Origin of the sequence: Paenibacillus sp. FSL R5-0636, from assembly GCF_037974255.1 — a bacterium.
Lineage (GTDB): Bacteria > Bacillota > Bacilli > Paenibacillales > Paenibacillaceae > Paenibacillus_AQ > Paenibacillus_AQ odorifer.
Genome location: NZ_CP150232.1, coordinates 127,241 through 145,431 on the forward strand (window position 1 = coordinate 127,241; position 18,191 = coordinate 145,431).

Sequence of the window (18,191 nt, forward strand, 5' to 3'; positions counted from 1 at the left end):
TGCGTGAGAGGAAGTGTCCTTTAGTGAGTACGCCACTCAATTTAAAGCTAGACCCTGAGAAAGTTAAAGAAATGCCAATGGTGGATCTTGCCTTTCTGGTGCTTAAAGCAGCCAATACACCGTATTATTACCGTGATCTGATGGTCGAGGTAGCCAAGTTACGCGGTATGACCGATCAAGAAAGCCAAGATACTATTGCCCAGTTATATACCGAGATTAACATTGACGGGCGTTTTGCCTGTGTCGGAACCAACCTTTGGGGACTGAAACGCTGGTATCCTCTAGAGCGCTCCGATGATCCGGTTGGTAACACTAAACGGGTGCGCATCATCAACGATGAAGACGATGATTTGGAAGATGACGATTTTGCTGATGAAGAAGAAAACTACACAGCTGAAGAAGAGGATTTCGACGCTATCGATGAAGATCGCGACGACCTCTATTCTGACGACGACAGCGAAGAAGAAGTCGACGAAGATGTCGTGATCGATGAAGATGACATAGACGAAGACGATACGGACGAAGACGATGCAGAAGATAGCGACGATGAAGATTCCGAGGATGACAAGTAAGATCAATAATCAGAAGAGTCTTGTCTGTGGCATAATTCCTCCCTTGACAGTGGGGGATCGTCAGAGTAAACTATTGCATGGGCTTATCATGTAAGTTAATAAACGTGTTTTCTAAAATAAAAAGTGCCCCGGTTCTACGGGTGTCACTTTTTTGTTTTTTTAGATGCAAAGTAGCTGTAGATTAATGGAATTTGCGGGATGACGTTTTATGTTTTCCCCGGTGAATTAAACTTTTGATTTCCCCTGTTTTGATGATAGTAAAACGGGTTACGATAAACACCATGTGCCGCTTTTATGTTTGGACTTTATTTAGGAGGGTTTTACAGTGACAAAGTATATTTTTGTAACGGGTGGCGTTGTGTCTTCCCTGGGTAAAGGCATTACCGCCGCTTCGCTGGGCAGGCTGCTCAAGAACAGAGGTCTAAAGGTAACGATTCAGAAATTTGATCCGTATCTTAACGTAGACCCTGGAACAATGAGCCCTTACCAGCACGGAGAAGTCTTCGTAACGGATGACGGTGCAGAGACTGACCTTGACCTTGGGCACTATGAACGGTTTATTGATATCAATCTGTCGAAGAACAGCAATGTGACGACAGGTAAGATCTATTCATCCGTAATCAGCAAGGAACGTCGTGGAGAGTACTTGGGTGGAACTGTACAAGTTATCCCGCATATTACGAATGAGATCAAAGAACGCGTGTTCCGCGCGGGCCGCGAGACTAACTCTGATGTTGTTATCACAGAGATCGGCGGTACTGTAGGGGATATTGAAAGTCTTCCGTTCCTGGAAGCGATTCGTCAAATCAAGAGTGATATTGGCCGGGAAAATGTGATGTATATCCACGTAACCTTGATTCCTTATATCAAGGCTGCTGGTGAAGTGAAGACGAAGCCGACACAGCATAGCGTTAAAGAGCTGCGCAGTATCGGTATTCAACCGAATGTCATCGTGTGCCGTACGGAATATGAGCTTTCCGCAGATATGAAAGCCAAAATCGCACTCTTTTGCGATATTGATGCTAATGCTGTTGTGGAATGCCGCGATGCTTCGACGTTATATGAAGTTCCATTGAACCTTCGTGATGAAGGATTGGACGAGATTGTTGTTAATCATTTGAAGCTTACAACACCTGCGCCAGATATGCGCGAATGGGAAAGTATGCTTAGCCGGATTCAGAAATTAGAGAAGACAGTAGAAATAGCAATTGTAGGTAAGTACGTAGCACTGCATGACGCTTATTTGAGCGTTGTTGAATCACTTTCACACGCAGGTTTTGCTGCGAATGCAGAGGTTAAGATCCGCTGGGTGAACGCAGAGGAAATTACGGATGAGAACGTGGACGAAATGCTGCGTGGCATTGGCGGTATTCTTGTTCCTGGTGGTTTCGGTGATCGGGGAATCGAAGGTAAAATCTCCGCTATTCGTTATGCCCGTGAGCAATTGATACCTTTCTTTGGTATTTGCCTTGGAATGCAGGTTTCTGTAATTGAATATGGCCGTTCTGTTCTTGGACTACAAGGTGCAAACAGCTCCGAAATCGATCCAAATACACAATATCCATTGATTGATTTGCTTCCTGAGCAAAAAGATATTGAAGATATGGGTGGCACTATGCGTCTTGGGTTGTATCCTTGTAAGATTATTCCGGACTCTCTGGCAATGTCTTGCTATGATGATGAACTGGTATATGAGCGTCATCGTCACCGGTATGAGTTCAACAATACTTACCGTGATGAAATTGAAAAAGCGGGACTGGTTATCTCCGGAACTTCTCCGGATGGCCGTCTAGTTGAGATCGTAGAGCTTCCAGAGCATCCGTGGTTCCTCTCGGTTCAATTCCACCCGGAATTCACTTCACGTCCGAACCGTCCGCAACCGCTATTCCGTGAATTTGTCAAAGCCTCTTTGACGCATTCCGAGCAGCAGTAATTTATACACAGACAGAAAGAACCCATCGGTTCTTAAATAGTCTAAGAGAGCCTTCATCCGAAGGCTCTCTTTTTGTATTACCCTTTAATAGAAATATTGTAACTGACATTTATTTCATTTTAGACTCTTTATTTACCCATTTTATCCAATTAGCAGGATTTGGACAGTAAAGCACGAATAATAGGTTTCGTATGGAGTAGTTTCTAAAGGGGCCGGTCGCTGTGGAGAGCGCGGTATAGTCAATCTGCCTTAATTTCTGGGAGGGTATCGTATGGAAAAGAAGAAAGTATTAATTGTCGATGATCAGAACGGGATCCGGATTCTTCTTATGGAAGTGTTCAATAGTGAGGGATATACAACATTTCAAGCGGCTAACGGAAAATTGGCATTAGACATTGTTCGCAGCGAGTCACCCGATTTGGTCTTACTCGATATGAAAATACCGGGAATGGATGGACTCGAGATCCTGAAGCATCTAAAGGAGATCAATCCGTCCATTAAGGTCATTATGATGACGGCATATGGTGAACTGGACATGATTAAGGAGGCGACCAAGCTAGGGGCGTTAATGCATTTTACAAAGCCGTTCGACATAGACGAAATGCGCGTAGCGGTAAACATGCATCTTCATAACAAGTCTGTGGATCAATGCAGTTAGAACGGTGATTTCTGTATCGGTCCTATTTCGCGTGGTGACTCCGAAGAGGATGAGTCTAATTGCTATATGGGCTGGATAAAAATCGTCCCACCGGGACATTTTTTTGTTTACCCTATTTAGTATTTGACACAGGATGTGCTATAATAAGCCTGTATGTGATGTCGGTTTAAAAACATAGCCAACCAACATTCTTAGGAGGATGAAACCATGCCATTAGTATCTATGACAGACATGTTGAACAAAGCACTTGAAGGAAAATATGCAGTAGGTCAGTACAACATTAACAACTTGGAGTGGACTCAAGCTATTCTTGGTGCCGCTGAACAAGAAAAATCACCAGTAATCCTTGGTGTATCTGAAGGCGCAGCACGCCACATGGGCGGCTTCACTACTGTTGTTAAAATGGTTGAAGGTCTAATTATTGACATGAATATCACTGTTCCTGTAGCTATCCACCTTGACCATGGATCTAGCTTTGATAAATGTAAAGCAGCAATTGATGCTGGATTTACATCCGTAATGATCGACGGTTCCCATCACCCAATCGATGAGAACATCGATATGACTAAAAAAGTCGTTGAATATGCTCACGCTAAAGGCGTTTCTGTAGAAGCTGAAGTAGGTACTGTTGGTGGACAAGAAGACGACGTTATCGGCGGCATCATGTATGCTAAGCTTGATGAGTGCGTACGTATTGTGAAAGAAACAGGTATCGACACCCTGGCTCCTGCACTTGGTTCCGTTCATGGACCTTACCATGGCGAGCCTAACCTCGGATTCAAAGAAATGGAAGAAATCCGTGACGCTACTAACATCCCAATGGTTCTTCATGGTGGTACAGGTATTCCTGAACATGACATCAAGAAAGCCATCTCCCTGGGTACTTCCAAAATCAACGTGAACACTGAGAACCAAATCGTGTTCGCAAAAGTGGTTCGCGAAGTTCTAGCTGCTAAACCTGATGCTTACGATCCACGTACATTCATCGCACCAGGTCGCGATGCAATCAAAGAAACCGTTATTGGTAAAATTCGCGAATTTGGATCCAACAACAAAGCCTAATCATTGTAGCTTCCGCCTCAGGTGGACAAGCAATTTGTTAAAGGATAGGGCTATTACTCTGTCCAGTTGAATAGTTTGATGAGGAAAGCACACCGCTTAGCCGGTGTCTTTCCATTTTCATCACTAAAAGTCCACAGCACGTATTGCCCACCCAGCTGCAATACACGTAGGGGGAAATTGATAAATCTATGGAAAAATTAATGATTGGCGGTGGACGTCCGCTAGAGGGCGTTGTAACCATCAGTGGAGCAAAGAATAGTGCCATTGCGCTTATTCCTGCGGCAATTTTGGCCGAATCTGAAGTTGTTCTGGATAATTTACCGTCCCTTAGTGATGTAGCCGTTTACTCCGAAATCTTGCAAGAGCTTGGCGCTAATGTATCCTGGTCAGGCAATCAGATGAGAATTGACCCTTCACGTATTGTATCTATTCCAATGCCCAATGGGCCGGTTAAGAAACTTAGAGCTTCGTATTATATGATGGGAGCTCTGCTTGGAAGATTCAAAGAAGCGACAATAGGTCTTCCTGGTGGCTGTAATTTTGAACCTCGTCCAATTGATCAACATATCAAGGGTTTCGAGGCTTTAGGAGCAACAGTTACCAACGAACATGGTTCTATCCATTTATATGCAAAAGAGCTACGCGGTGCGAAGATTTATCTGGACGTATCAAGCGTAGGTGCCACTATAAACATCATGCTGGCGGCTTCACGAGCCAAAGGCTCTACAATTATTGAAAATGCGGCTAAAGAGCCTGAGATTATAGATGTAGCTACCCTATTGAACTCTATGGGCGCTGTTATTAAAGGCGCTGGTACAGAAACCATCCGGATCGAAGGGGTCTCGGAAATGCACGGTTGCCGTCATTCCATTATTCCCGATCGGATTCAAGCAGGAACTTATATGATTGCCGCTGCGGCTACGCGTGGTAATGTGTTGATAGATAATGTTATTCCTAAGCACTTGGAAGCCTTAACAGCCAAGCTTTTAGAGATGGGCGTGGATATTGAAGAGCTTGATGAAAGTATCCGAGTTATAGGTAGAGCTAATTATGAACATGCAGATGTTAAAGCGCTGACCTATCCTGGATTTCCTACAGATTTACAATCTCCTATGACAAGTATGCTGACACAGGCAGAAGGGGTTAGTGTGCTTAGCGATTTCGTTTACAGCAACCGCTTCAAGCATGTGCCAGAGTTGGTAAGAATGGGCGCAAAGATTCGTGTTGAAGGCCGATCTGCAATTATTGAGGGCAGTAAACTTAATGCTGCAAAAGTAAAGGCAGCTGATCTGCGTGCGGGTGCAGCCCTTGTCATTGCCGGGTTAACAGTAGAGGATGGTATTACTGAAGTGACCGGCGTAGAGTATATTGATCGTGGTTATGATAATTTAGTGAGCAACCTTCGGCAACTTGGGGCTCATGTTTGGCGTGAGAATGAATAATATTAGGATATCCCGCTTGGAAGGAGTATTAATTTGCAGCCAAACCGCATATTTCCTTCCATTTGGGGTAATACTAACCTAATGAGCATTTTAATAGAATCATATTTTTGCCTAGTAGATAGACTAGGAAGAACTCATTTAAAAATTGAATAGGTGGTTATTACATGGATCTTCAAATTTCCGATCTGGAAGAAATGAAGCTGACCGAGTTATATAAGCTGGCCAAGAAATACCAGATCCCTTATTACGGACAGCTGAAGAAACGGGAACTGATCTTTGCGATCCTTCGGGCACAGGCAGAGCAGAGCGGTCTCATGTTTATGGAAGGCGTGCTAGAAATTTTGCCTGAGGGCTATGGATTTCTTAGGCCAATTAACTATTTGCCCAGTGCTGAAGATATTTACATCTCAGCTTCACAAATTCGTAAGTTTGATCTCAGAAGCGGAGATCTTGTGTCTGGTAAATGTCGGACACCAAAAGAAAATGAACGATATTTTGGCCTGCTTCAAGTCAATGCCGTTAATGGCGAGAACCCTGCTAGTGCAGCGGAGCGTCTTCATTTTCCAGCATTAACACCACTTTATCCGCAAGACAAGCTACCGCTTGAAACATCCCCTACTCATTTGTCTACCCGAATAATGGATTTGCTCGCTCCTGTAGGTTTGGGGCAGCGGGGTTTGATTGTAGCACCTCCAAAAGCAGGAAAAACGCTCCTCTTAAAAGAAATTGCCAATAGTATTTCCACTAATAATCCTGAGATTGAGCTCTTTGTATTGCTGATTGATGAACGTCCTGAAGAAGTAACCGATATGCAGCGTTCTGTAAAAGGCGAAGTGGTTGCATCGACGTTTGATGAGCTTCCAGAGAATCATATTAAAGTGGCTGAGCTTGTGTTGCAAAGGGCACTTCGTTTAGTTGAGCACAAGAAGGATGTAGTTATTCTTTTGGATAGCATTACGCGTCTGGCGCGTGCTTATAATCTGGTGGTTCCACCCTCTGGACGTACACTTAGCGGGGGGATTGACCCGGCGGCTTTTCACCGGCCGAAGCGGTTTTTTGGTTCTGCACGGAATGTGGAAGAAGGCGGCTCATTAACTATTTTGGCAACAGCATTAATAGATACTGGCTCGCGTATGGATGATATTATATATGAAGAATTTAAGGGTACCGGTAATATGGAGCTTCATTTGGACCGCAAATTGGCGGAACGCCGGATATTCCCAGCTATCGATATTCGTCGTTCAGGTACACGTCGCGAAGAAGTGCTCTTGAGCAAAGAAGAACTGGATACGATTTGGGCGATTCGCAAAAATATGAACGAATCCTACGATTTTGTGGAGGGATTCATCAAAAAGCTGCGTGATACGAAGACTAATGCTGAGTTCTTGGCATCCTTTGACGTTGCTGGGGCAAAAACAACACCAAACGGGACTGCAAGTAACGGGGGCACCTCCAACAGTGGTACAGCTGCTCGTCGTACCACGCGGGCGAAGACACCTTCAGTACCTACAACTTGAGAATTGATAATAAGAGGAGACTAACATGTATTTGGTATATGCCGACGGGCAAGGAAACGTATATGATCATCCCGAACTGTACGGGCTAGCTCGTAGCGGGGATATGATTGTTGAAATGCTGGAGGAAGAATTAATTCCATTACCAGAAGGTGCTACGCTCGTGGGCTTGCCTAGTACACGTGCTGTGGGTATGAATCCTGAGACGGGTGAAATGATGTCTTTGCCGGAAGGCTCGCAGGCTGTCGGAGCGCTGCTGCCGCAAGGTTATACTCGTTTATGTCTTCCTGGTTATGTGAAGACAGATAAGTCTTATAAGCTTCCTCTGTTTGGGTATTCGGCTGTAGTGTGGAAGGATGGCGGGTTCTATGTTGCGGCAGACCCTACCGATAATCCAGAGAAATGGAATCCACTTAATTGTGACAAAGAAGATCTTGAAGTCAGCGTTGGTGAGATGACAGCCAAATATCCTGATAACCGCCTCTATGAGCATCTTTCTAACTGTGCGCTTGGCTATGAATGCCTGACTTCCTCCAATACCTTTTTAGGGCGTTGGGAGGGTGGTGTACCCGTCTCTTATTCATGTAATGCTGGATGTTTTGGCTGTATTTCTGAGCAACCTGATGATAGCGGCTTTGTATCTCCGCAGACTCGGATGAATTTCCGGCCTACGGTCAACGAAATTTCACAAGTTATGTTGGAGCATTTAAAGACGCCTGAATCGATTATCAGCTTTGGACAAGGCTGTGAAGGGGAACCTTCCACGCAGGCAAAACTTATTATAGAAGCTATTCGTGAAGTGCGCTCGATTACTGATATGGGCTATATCAATATCAACACCAATGCGGGATTAAGCGATCATATGCGAGGAATCGTTGATGCTGGGCTCGATTTGATGCGTGTCAGCACAATCAGTGCCCGTGATGACCATTATAATGCTTATTACAAACCACGCGGTTATACATTGGCCAATGTAGAGAAATCTTTGAAATATGCTGCTTCGCAGGGCGTTTACACATCGATCAATTATCTGATCTTCCCTGGAGTGACTGATCGCGAAGAAGAGATTGAAGCGATGCTGGAGTTTGTAAGACGTACTGATCTGAAGCTTATTCAGATGCGCAATCTAAATATTGACCCGGAGAGTTACTTAGAGTTGATTCCTCCTGCCCAGGGTGAAATCCTTGGGATGAAGACGATGCTTGATATTTTCCGCGATGAACTGCCGGATGTAGTTATAGGCTCTTATACACATGTGCCACCAGCAGATATGGCGCGGGCTAAGCGGCGGGGAATCAATATTTAAGCGGCTAAAATGTAAAAATGAAACATATTGCCCAATTCGATATTTCGTGCTAAAATACCACAGTGTAATCATATAACTCTGGGTCCGCATGAGGCTTAGGGCATGAGAGGTGAAATTCAAAATGCAAGAAGCAATTCAACCAAAGTATAATGTAACTAAGGTAACCTGCGCATGTGGCAACACTTTCGAAGCTGGCTCTGTTAAACAAGAGCTTCGTGTCGAAATTTGCTCCAACTGCCATCCGTTCTTCACTGGCAAGCAGAAGTTCCTGGATGCCGGCGGTCGCGTAGATAAATTTAAGAAGAAATATGGTATCTAATTTGAACAGTCGCTTTGCGGCTTAACGGTTAGATTGAGCCCCCAGCTGTATAGCTGAGGGGCTCATTTTATGTCTTGGAGTTGATTTTTGTCCGAGCGTGAGCTATACTTATCTTCGCCGTGCTAGACGGGGAGGTAGCGGTGCCCTGTAACTCGCAATCCGCTGTAGCGAGGTTGAATTCCTGTTAGAGGTGCTATCGATGTGAGGCCTTGGTTCCTATGGGCTGTGTTGACAGTTGGGTCCTCCGCAATGAGTGCTTATGAACCTGGTCAGGTCCGGAAGGAAGCAGCCATAAGTAAGATTACTCTTGTGCCGGAGGGTGGCCTAACTCGAGCAGTCATGTAGGGTTGCCGCTTGGATCGTAGCCATCAATAACAGGTGCACGGTTTATAATTCTGTTTATCATAGCATCTTTGCCACAAGCAAAGATGCTTTTTGTTTTTGGTCAATAGCCGATGAATATAGTATAATAAATTTGCGACAAATGCCGGGAAAGCGGCAGCTTAAGAGAGGGTAATGCATAGTGGAACATATCGCGCTGTACCGTGCTTGGCGGCCGCAGTCGTTTCAAGACATGGTTGGACAACAGCACATTATCCAAACGCTGCAGAACGCAATTCGTGAACAGCGGGTTTCGCATGCCTATCTGTTCAGCGGTCCGCGGGGAACTGGTAAGACAAGTGCTGCTAAAGTCTTAGCTAAAGCGGTTAACTGTGAACGTGGGCCAGGTCCGGAACCTTGTAACGAATGTCCATCCTGCCTGCGAATCGCTGCGGGTAATGTAATGGATGTGCAGGAAATAGATGCGGCATCAAACCGGGGCGTAGAGGAGATCCGTGATCTGCGTGAAAAGGTGAAGTATGCACCTACCGAGGTACGCCGTAAAGTGTATATCATTGATGAAGTGCATATGCTGACTACAGAAGCTTTTAATGCTCTATTAAAGACGTTGGAGGAACCTCCGTCACATGCGATGTTTATTCTTGCGACAACGGAACCTCACAAATTGCCAGCGACAATAATTTCCCGTTGTCAGCGTTTTGACTTCCGTAGAGTGGCGTTAGAAGAACAGACCGCCCATCTGACTGCTATTTGTGAGAAGGAAGGGATTACAGCGGATAACAACGCATTGCAGTATATTGCCCGTCTATCTGATGGCGGTATGCGTGATGCATTGAGCTTGCTGGATCAGATTTCATCCTTTACAGATGGTAATGTTACGTACGAACAAGTGTTAGGAATGACAGGAGGAATTCCCTCCGAGCAATTTGCACGTCTTGCCACTGCCATATTGGAAGGTGATATGGGTCTTCTTCTGGAGCTCGTTGAGCAGCTTATGCATGAAGGTAAAAGTGCAGATAAATGCCTAGAGAATCTCATGTATTATTTCCGAGATTTATTGATGATTAAGATGGTACCCGAGGCCGATCAATTAACAGAGCGGGTGCTGAATCCTGCTGAATTTAAAGATATGGCCACCGCATTTTCTCGGGAGCGTCTATTTCAGATTGTAGATACAATCAATAAATACCTAGGTGAAATGAAATACGCAACACATCCTCAGACACTGTTTGAAGTGGCGCTGATGAAGCTTTGCAGCTTGCAGCAAGAGGTAAGTCAGAGCGCCGCATTTGCTCCGTTAGGTGAAACAAATGCCGTAGTAGGCGCGAATAATTCGAGCGTTGACTCTGGTGAACTGGATCTTCTCAAAAGACAGATCGCAGCACTGGAGAAGAAGCTGGAACAGGCTATGCAATCCGGTGGTATTTCCGGAGGAGGGCGTGATGGTGCTCCTGCACCGAAATCGCACGCGGTTCCAACACTGCGGGTTTCTTCAGCCTCAAAAATGCCTCCTAACGTAGATAAGTTTATTGCTGGTAAAGATAGTCCCGATTTTGCAGCAATCTATAAACAGTGGAGCCTTGTCCTGCAGGGAGTAAAAGAGGAAAAGGTAACGGTTCATGCATGGTTTGTAGACGGTGAGCCAGTATCGATTATGGAGGATGCGGTGCTTGTTGCATTCAAGAACACGATTCACCGCGATACTACTGAGAAGCCGGCAAACAGACAGGTTATTGAGAGTGTGCTTGCAGCGCGTCTAGGCAAACCTTATAGACTTGTAACCATGATGCTTCGTGACTGGAATGAAGCTGCCCAGAAGTCTGTGGGACAGACTGGCAAAGAAGAACTGCAGCTGGAGCATGAACACGATACTGCAGAAGCTAAACCTGAACCTTGGATTGATGAGGCTATCCAGCTTTTTGGAGAAGACCTTGTTGTCATAAAAGAGTAATATAAACATACTAGCGCTAATTGCGCATTCCAAAGGAGAGACGAAGTATGAATAATATGAACCAAATGATGAAGCAAGTTAAGAAAATGCAGGAGCAAATGCTCAAAGCTCAAGAGGAACTCGGAGGCAAGGTTATTGAGGGTTCATCAGGTGGCGGCGTAGTTACTGTTCAAGTAAACGGCCACAAAAAATTGCTGTCTATTCAAATTAAACCGGAAGCCGTTGATCCGGAAGATGTTGAAATGTTGCAAGATCTTGTAATCACTGCTGTAAATGATGCATTGACTCAAGCTGAAGAGCTTGCTAACAATGACATGGGTAAATTCACTGGTGGAATGAAGATCCCAGGCTTGTTCTAATAGCCCACTCCACTTCAGTCTAAAGGAGAATTATTAATTTGTATTATCCCGAACCGCTAGCTAAGCTGATCGATGCTTTTACGCGTTTGCCCGGGATTGGACCGAAGACAGCCGCCCGGTTAGCTTTTCATGTGCTTAACATGAAAGAGGATGAAGTCATTGATTTTGCAAAAGCGCTAGTAAGCGTCAAACGCAATCTTCACTATTGCTCGGTCTGCTGTAATATTACGGATACGGACCCATGTAAGATATGTCAGGACAAAACTAGAGATCCTTCAGTGATATGTGTGATACAAGACTCTAAGGATTTGGTGGCTATAGAACGAACCAAGGAGTTTAATGGATATTACCATGTTCTTCAGGGTGCAATTTCACCTATGGAAGGTATCGGCCCTGATGATATTCGCTTGAAAGAATTATTGACCCGTCTGAGTGATGAAAGAGTAAGCGAGCTTATTATGGCGACCAACCCCAACATCGAGGGAGAAGCAACGGCGATGTACATTTCTCGTCTTGTTCGGCCGTTTGAGATTAAAATCACCAGGATAGCTCATGGCTTGCCTGTAGGTGGCGATCTTGAATACGCTGATGAAGTTACCTTGTCCAAAGCGTTGGAAGGCCGTCGCGAGCTATTCTAGCAGCTCTATAGTGGTATTTTTCAAAAAGGAAGCCCTTGGGTTTCCTTTTTTTTGTTCTAAGTTTGTCCCTATCCCGATATGAATGAGAATAACGAGATGTGTATTTTGCATCAAAATTATTCTGAGGAGGAATTGAAATGGGATGGTGGAGAGAGCTGTGGCGGGGAGTGGATAAGGAACAAGGCAAAAAGGAAAGTGAGGGATGGGAAACCCTCTTAGAGGTCCGTAAGGCGCATTCAGAGTGGGAGAGGGCGTATCTAATGTTCGACGAGGCATTGGGACAGGATCAGATAGATTACGCGATATATATTCTGGAGGCTGCAGAACGTAAATATCAGATACATCTCAAACATGCAAAAAGCTTGGGGTTGAACAGTAGTCAAATATAAGGGCTTATAAATAAATGTATAAGGGGGATCTACATGCTTAGAATGATAGCTATGGGCGTATTGATATTATCCGTTATCTTATTAGGTTTAGTTGTATTTAGAAAAAAGCTGGGTTTTGGGTGGCTAAGCTTATTTGGGGTTCATTTGGTATTGGCTGCACTCGGGATATATGTAGTGAACTTCTCGGGTTTGCTCACGCAGGTGTATATCCCTTTGAACCCTGCAACTATAGGCGCAGTAACGGTTCTTGGGCTTCCTGGCGTGGTTATGTTACTCGGATTAAGAATAATTTTATTTTAATGCTTGACGTGGCTTTGAAAAATATGATACATTAAGTCTCGCCCGTTTGGACAAGCTGTTGATTAACAACTTGCTGAAATGGTCAAGCAAAAAAAGAAATTAAAAAAATGCTTGACGAAAACAAAGGCGCTGTGATATATTATAAAGGTCGCTGCTGACAAGCAACGACGACGAAAGATGAGACATTGATCTTTGAAAACTGAACAACGAGTGAGTGGGAAATCACGCAAGTGATATCCAAAATTAGAGAATTAATTTTCTCGTCAGATGTTTCAAAATGAGCATATCGCTCTTTTCAATACTAATTGGAGAGTTTGATCCTGGCTCAGGACGAACGCTGGCGGCGTGCCTAATACATGCAAGTCGAGCGGAGTCATTTTGAAAGCTTGCTTTCAAAATGACTTAGCGGCGGACGGGTGAGTAACACGTAGGCAACCTGCCCTTCAGACTGGGATAACTACCGGAAACGGTAGCTAATACCGGATAATTTCTTTTTTCTCCTGAGAGAAGAATGAAAGACGGAGCAATCTGTCACTGAGGGATGGGCCTGCGGCGCATTAGCTAGTTGGTGGGGTAACGGCCCACCAAGGCGACGATGCGTAGCCGACCTGAGAGGGTGAACGGCCACACTGGGACTGAGACACGGCCCAGACTCCTACGGGAGGCAGCAGTAGGGAATCTTCCGCAATGGGCGAAAGCCTGACGGAGCAACGCCGCGTGAGTGATGAAGGTTTTCGGATCGTAAAGCTCTGTTGCCAGGGAAGAACGTCCGGTAGAGTAACTGCTACCGGAGTGACGGTACCTGAGAAGAAAGCCCCGGCTAACTACGTGCCAGCAGCCGCGGTAATACGTAGGGGGCAAGCGTTGTCCGGAATTATTGGGCGTAAAGCGCGCGCAGGCGGCTATTTAAGTCTGGTGTTTAAACCTTGGGCTCAACCTGAGGTCGCACTGGAAACTGGGTGGCTTGAGTACAGAAGAGGAAAGTGGAATTCCACGTGTAGCGGTGAAATGCGTAGATATGTGGAGGAACACCAGTGGCGAAGGCGACTTTCTGGGCTGTAACTGACGCTGAGGCGCGAAAGCGTGGGGAGCAAACAGGATTAGATACCCTGGTAGTCCACGCCGTAAACGATGAGTGCTAGGTGTTAGGGGTTTCGATACCCTTGGTGCCGAAGTTAACACAGTAAGCACTCCGCCTGGGGAGTACGGTCGCAAGACTGAAACTCAAAGGAATTGACGGGGACCCGCACAAGCAGTGGAGTATGTGGTTTAATTCGAAGCAACGCGAAGAACCTTACCAGGTCTTGACATCCCTCTGAATCTGCTAGAGATAGCAGCGGCCTTCGGGACAGAGGAGACAGGTGGTGCATGGTTGTCGTCAGCTCGTGTCGTGAGATGTTGGGTTAAGTCCCGCAACGAGCGCAACCCTTAACTTTAGTTGCCAGCAGGTAATGCTGGGCACTCTAGAGTGACTGCCGGTGACAAACCGGAGGAAGGTGGGGATGACGTCAAATCATCATGCCCCTTATGACCTGGGCTACACACGTACTACAATGGCCGGTACAACGGGAAGCGAAGCCGCGAGGTGGAGCCAATCCCATCAAAGCCGGTCTCAGTTCGGATTGCAGGCTGCAACTCGCCTGCATGAAGTCGGAATTGCTAGTAATCGCGGATCAGCATGCCGCGGTGAATACGTTCCCGGGTCTTGTACACACCGCCCGTCACACCACGAGAGTTTACAACACCCGAAGTCGGTGGGGTAACCCGCAAGGGAGCCAGCCGCCGAAGGTGGGGTAGATGATTGGGGTGAAGTCGTAACAAGGTAGCCGTATCGGAAGGTGCGGCTGGATCACCTCCTTTCTATGGAGAATCGTCTTCTGCAATGAGGACATTCAAATCGGAAGCTAAGCTTCCATAATAGAACCTTCGGGTTCGAACACTCACTCGTGTTCAGTTTTGAAAGAGCAAGTCTCTTTCGCATGCGTTTGGTGGCGATAGCGGAGGGGTTCCACACGTACCCATCCCGAACACGACCGTTAAGCCCTCCAGCGCCGATGGTACTTGGACCGAAGGGTCCTGGGAGAGTAGGACGTTGCCAAGCGGACAACCAATTCATTGGTTGATTCACAATGTTATATATGTTATATGGGCTTTTAGCTCAGTTGGTTAGAGCGCACCTCTGATAAGGGTGAGGTCGGTGGTTCGAGTCCACCAAGGCCCACCATATAACATTATAGAGTGATTTTATGGGGCCATAGCTCAGCTGGGAGAGCGCCTGCCTTGCAAGCAGGAGGTCAGCGGTTCGATCCCGCTTGGCTCCACCATAAATTTTTAAATGAATAACTTTTTTAACTTGATCCTTGAAAACTGGATACCGAAACGAATTTGCGTTTTAGAACATCTTTTAGCAACTTGTGCAAACAAGTAAATGTTATTAGTGAGATTTTTCTTCGGAAGAATCAAGGTTAAGCTAATAAGAGCACACGGAGGATGCCTAGGCGCCAGGAGCCGACGAAGGACGTGGCGAACAACGAAACTGCCTCGGGGAGCTGTAAGCAAGCTTTGATCCGGGGGTGTCCGAATGGGGAAACCCAGCTGTGGTAATTCGCAGTTACTCATACCTGAATACATAGGGTGTGTAGAGGCAGACCAGGGGAACTGAAACATCTAAGTACCCTGAGGAAGAGAAAACAATAGTGATTCCGTCAGTAGCGGCGAGCGAACGCGGAACAGCCTAAACCAAGGGGCTTGCCTCTTGGGGTTGTGGGACGTCTCACATGGAGTTACAAAGGAATATGGTAGGTGAAGAGGTCTGGAAAGGCCCGCGATAGAGGTAAAAGCCCTGTAACCTAAACTGTATTCTCTCCGAGACGGATCCCGAGTAGTGCGGGGCACGTGAAACCCCGTATGAATCCAGCAGGACCATCTGCTAAGGCTAAATACTACCTGGCGACCGATAGTGAAACAGTACCGTGAGGGAAAGGTGAAAAGCACCCCGGAAGGGGAGTGAAATAGAACCTGAAACCGTGTGCTTACAAAAAGTCAGAGCCCGATCTATGGGTGATGGCGTGCCTTTTGTAGAATGAACCGGCGAGTTACGTTTAACATGCAAGGTTAAGCCGAGAAGGTGGAGCCGCAGCGAAAGCGAGTCTGAATAGGGCGATTGAGTATGTGGACGTAGACCCGAAACCGTGTGATCTACCCCTGTCCAGGGTGAAGGTGCGGTAACACGCACTGGAGGCCCGAACCCACGTACGTTGAAAAGTGCGGGGATGAGGTGGGGGTAGCGGAGAAATTCCAATCGAACTCGGAGATAGCTGGTTCTCCCCGAAATAGCTTTAGGGCTAGCCTCGGTATAAGAGTAGTGGAGGTAGAGCACTGATTGGGTGCGGGGTCCGCAAGGATTACCAAGCTCAGTCAAACTCCGAATGCCATATACTTATTGCCGGGAGTCAGACAGTGAGTGCTAAGATCCATTGTCAAAAGGGAAACAGCCCAGACCATCAGCTAAGGTCCCCAAGTGTGTGTTAAGTGGGAAAGGATGTGGAGTTGCACAGACAACCAGGATGTTGGCTTAGAAGCAGCCACCATTGAAAGAGTGCGTAATAGCTCACTGGTCGAGTGACTCTGCGCCGAAAATGTAACGGGGCTAAACACACCACCGAAGCTATGGCTAGATACGTATGTATCTGGGGTAGGGGAGCGTTGTGTAGGGGTTGAAGGTGTACTGAAAAGAGCGCTGGACACTACACAAGTGAGAATGCCGGTATGAGTAACGAAAAGATCAGTGAGAATCTGATCCGCCGAAAGCCCAAGGTTTCCTGAGGAAGGCTCGTCCGCTCAGGGTAAGTCGGGACCTAAGGCGAGGCCGAAAGGCGTAGTCGAAGGACAACAGTTTGAAATTACTGTACCACCGTAATCCGCTATGAGCGATGGGGTGACGCAGGAGGGTAGTGACGCGGACTGATGGATGTCCGTCTAAGCAGTGAGGCTGATGTGTAGGCAAATCCGCACATCATTAAGGCTGGGCTGTGATGGGGAGCGAAAATTGTAGTAGCGAAGGTCATGATCTCACACTGCCAAGAAAAGCCTCTAGCCAGGAGAAGGTGCCCGTACCGCAAACCGACACAGGTAGGCGAGAAGAGAATTCTAAGGCGCGCGGAAGAACTCTCGTTAAGGAACTCGGCAAAATGACCCCGTAACTTCGGGAGAAGGGGTGCCCCGGTAGTGTGAATAGCACGAGGGGGCCGCAGTGAAAAGGCCCAAGCGACTGTTTAGCAAAAACACAGGTCTGTGCGAAGCCGCAAGGCGAAGTATACGGGCTGACGCCTGCCCGGTGCTGGAAGGTTAAGGGGAGTGGTTAGGGGTAACCCGAAGCTATGAACCGAAGCCCCAGTAAACGGCGGCCGTAACTATAACGGTCCTAAGGTAGCGAAATTCCTTGTCAGGTAAATTCTGACCCGCACGAATGGCGTAACGACTTGGGCGCTGTCTCAACGAGAGATCCGGTGAAATTTTAATACCTGTGAAGATGCAGGTTACCCGCGACAAGACGGAAAGACCCCATGGAGCTTTACTGCAGCTTGATATTGAATTTGGGTACGATCTGTACAGGATAGGTGGGAGCCGTAGAAATCGGAGCGCAAGCTTCGGTGGAGGCGCCGTTGGGATACCACCCTGATCGTATCTAGGTTCTAACCTAGTACCCTTACCGGGTACGGGGACCGTGTCAGGCGGGCAGTTTGACTGGGGCGGTCGCCTCCTAAAGAGTAACGGAGGCGTTCCAAGGTTCCCTCAGAATGGTTGGAAATCATTCGCAGAGTGCAAAGGCATAAGGGAGCTTGACTGCGAGACCTACAAGTCGAGCAGGGACGAAAGTCGGACTTAGTGATCCGGTGGTACCGCATGGAAGGGCCATCGCTCAACGGATAAAAGCTACCCTGGGGATAACAGGCTTATCTCCCCCAAGAGTCCACATCGACGGGGAGGTTTGGCACCTCGATGTCGGCTCATCGCATCCTGGGGCTGAAGTAGGTCCCAAGGGTTGGGCTGTTCGCCCATTAAAGCGGTACGCGAGCTGGGTTCAGAACGTCGTGAGACAGTTCGGTCCCTATCTGTCGTGGGCGCAGGAAATTTGAGAGGAGCTGTCCTTAGTACGAGAGGACCGGGATGGACGTACCGCTGGTGCACCAGTTGTTCCGCCAGGAGCATGGCTGGGTAGCTACGTACGGACGGGATAAGCGCTGAAAGCATCTAAGCGTGAAGCCCCCCTCAAGATGAGATTTCCCAATTAGTAAGACCCCTTGAAGACGACGAGGTAGATAGGTTGGAGGTGGAAGTGCAGCAATGCATGGAGCTGACCAATACTAATCGGTCGAGGGCTTATCCTATACGTAGAATGCAGAT

13 protein-coding genes, 2 tRNA genes, 3 rRNA genes and 1 other RNA gene are annotated in these 18,191 nt (G+C 46.9%); all 19 read left to right on the top strand.

Annotation, left to right across the window (positions count from 1 at the left end):
• Positions 1-23 precede the first annotated feature (23 nt).
• Complete coding sequence (rpoE, locus tag MKX34_RS00595) at positions 24-572, top strand: DNA-directed RNA polymerase subunit delta (RefSeq protein WP_038568074.1); 549 nt, start codon at positions 24-26, stop codon at positions 570-572.
• Between the two features lie 325 nt (positions 573-897).
• Entirely contained in the window at positions 898-2,505 is a 1,608-nt protein-coding gene (locus MKX34_RS00600) for a CTP synthase (RefSeq protein WP_036679937.1), read from the top strand.
• Between the two features lie 271 nt (positions 2,506-2,776).
• Positions 2,777-3,163 carry a response regulator gene (locus MKX34_RS00605; RefSeq protein WP_036679935.1) on the top strand — a complete coding sequence of 129 codons (387 nt, stop codon included), beginning with the start codon at positions 2,777-2,779 and terminating at the stop codon, positions 3,161-3,163.
• 207 nt (positions 3,164-3,370) lie between these two features.
• Entirely contained in the window at positions 3,371-4,225 is an 855-nt protein-coding gene (fba, locus tag MKX34_RS00610; protein ID WP_036679934.1) for a class II fructose-1,6-bisphosphate aldolase, read from the top strand.
• A gap of 188 nt (positions 4,226-4,413) precedes the next feature.
• Positions 4,414-5,667, top strand: a complete 1,254-nt coding sequence (locus MKX34_RS00615) for a UDP-N-acetylglucosamine 1-carboxyvinyltransferase (protein ID WP_036679932.1) — start codon at positions 4,414-4,416, stop codon at positions 5,665-5,667.
• 164 nt (positions 5,668-5,831) lie between these two features.
• Positions 5,832-7,184 carry a transcription termination factor Rho gene (rho, locus tag MKX34_RS00620; protein WP_036679930.1) on the top strand — a complete coding sequence of 451 codons (1,353 nt, stop codon included), beginning with the start codon at positions 5,832-5,834 and terminating at the stop codon, positions 7,182-7,184.
• Positions 7,185-7,209: 25 nt separating this feature from the next.
• Positions 7,210-8,487, top strand: a complete 1,278-nt coding sequence (locus tag MKX34_RS00625) for a radical SAM protein (protein WP_076297127.1) — start codon at positions 7,210-7,212, stop codon at positions 8,485-8,487.
• Positions 8,488-8,608: 121 nt separating this feature from the next.
• Positions 8,609-8,806, top strand: coding sequence for a 50S ribosomal protein L31 (rpmE, locus tag MKX34_RS00630; protein WP_036679927.1), 198 nt, complete (start codon positions 8,609-8,611; stop codon positions 8,804-8,806).
• Between the two features lie 117 nt (positions 8,807-8,923).
• An RNA gene (gene ffs, locus MKX34_RS00635) (signal recognition particle sRNA large type) lies at positions 8,924-9,192 on the top strand.
• 137 nt (positions 9,193-9,329) lie between these two features.
• A complete protein-coding gene (dnaX, locus tag MKX34_RS00640) occupies positions 9,330-11,099 on the top strand; it encodes a DNA polymerase III subunit gamma/tau (protein WP_076297128.1) in 1,770 nt (589 codons plus the stop codon).
• Between the two features lie 47 nt (positions 11,100-11,146).
• Entirely contained in the window at positions 11,147-11,458 is a 312-nt protein-coding gene (locus MKX34_RS00645; RefSeq protein WP_036679924.1) for a YbaB/EbfC family nucleoid-associated protein, read from the top strand.
• A gap of 38 nt (positions 11,459-11,496) precedes the next feature.
• Positions 11,497-12,096 carry a recombination mediator RecR gene (gene recR, locus MKX34_RS00650; protein WP_036679922.1) on the top strand — a complete coding sequence of 200 codons (600 nt, stop codon included), beginning with the start codon at positions 11,497-11,499 and terminating at the stop codon, positions 12,094-12,096.
• Positions 12,097-12,233: 137 nt separating this feature from the next.
• Positions 12,234-12,485 (top strand): DUF2508 family protein, encoded by a 252-nt coding sequence (locus MKX34_RS00655; RefSeq protein ID WP_036679920.1) that lies wholly within the window; start codon positions 12,234-12,236, stop codon positions 12,483-12,485.
• A gap of 33 nt (positions 12,486-12,518) precedes the next feature.
• Entirely contained in the window at positions 12,519-12,785 is a 267-nt protein-coding gene (locus tag MKX34_RS00660) for a pro-sigmaK processing inhibitor BofA family protein (protein WP_038568084.1), read from the top strand.
• Between the two features lie 302 nt (positions 12,786-13,087).
• Positions 13,088-14,645, top strand: a 16S ribosomal RNA gene (locus MKX34_RS00665).
• Positions 14,646-14,769: 124 nt separating this feature from the next.
• Positions 14,770-14,886, top strand: a 5S ribosomal RNA gene (rrf, locus tag MKX34_RS00670).
• A gap of 46 nt (positions 14,887-14,932) precedes the next feature.
• A tRNA-Ile gene (locus MKX34_RS00675) sits at positions 14,933-15,009 on the top strand.
• Between the two features lie 24 nt (positions 15,010-15,033).
• Positions 15,034-15,109, top strand: a tRNA-Ala gene (locus tag MKX34_RS00680).
• A 139-nt stretch (positions 15,110-15,248) separates the two neighbouring features.
• Positions 15,249-18,175, top strand: a 23S ribosomal RNA gene (locus MKX34_RS00685).
• Together the 16S, 23S and 5S rRNA genes with 2 tRNA genes alongside form the textbook arrangement of a ribosomal RNA operon.
• The last annotated feature ends 16 nt before the right edge of the window (positions 18,176-18,191 follow it).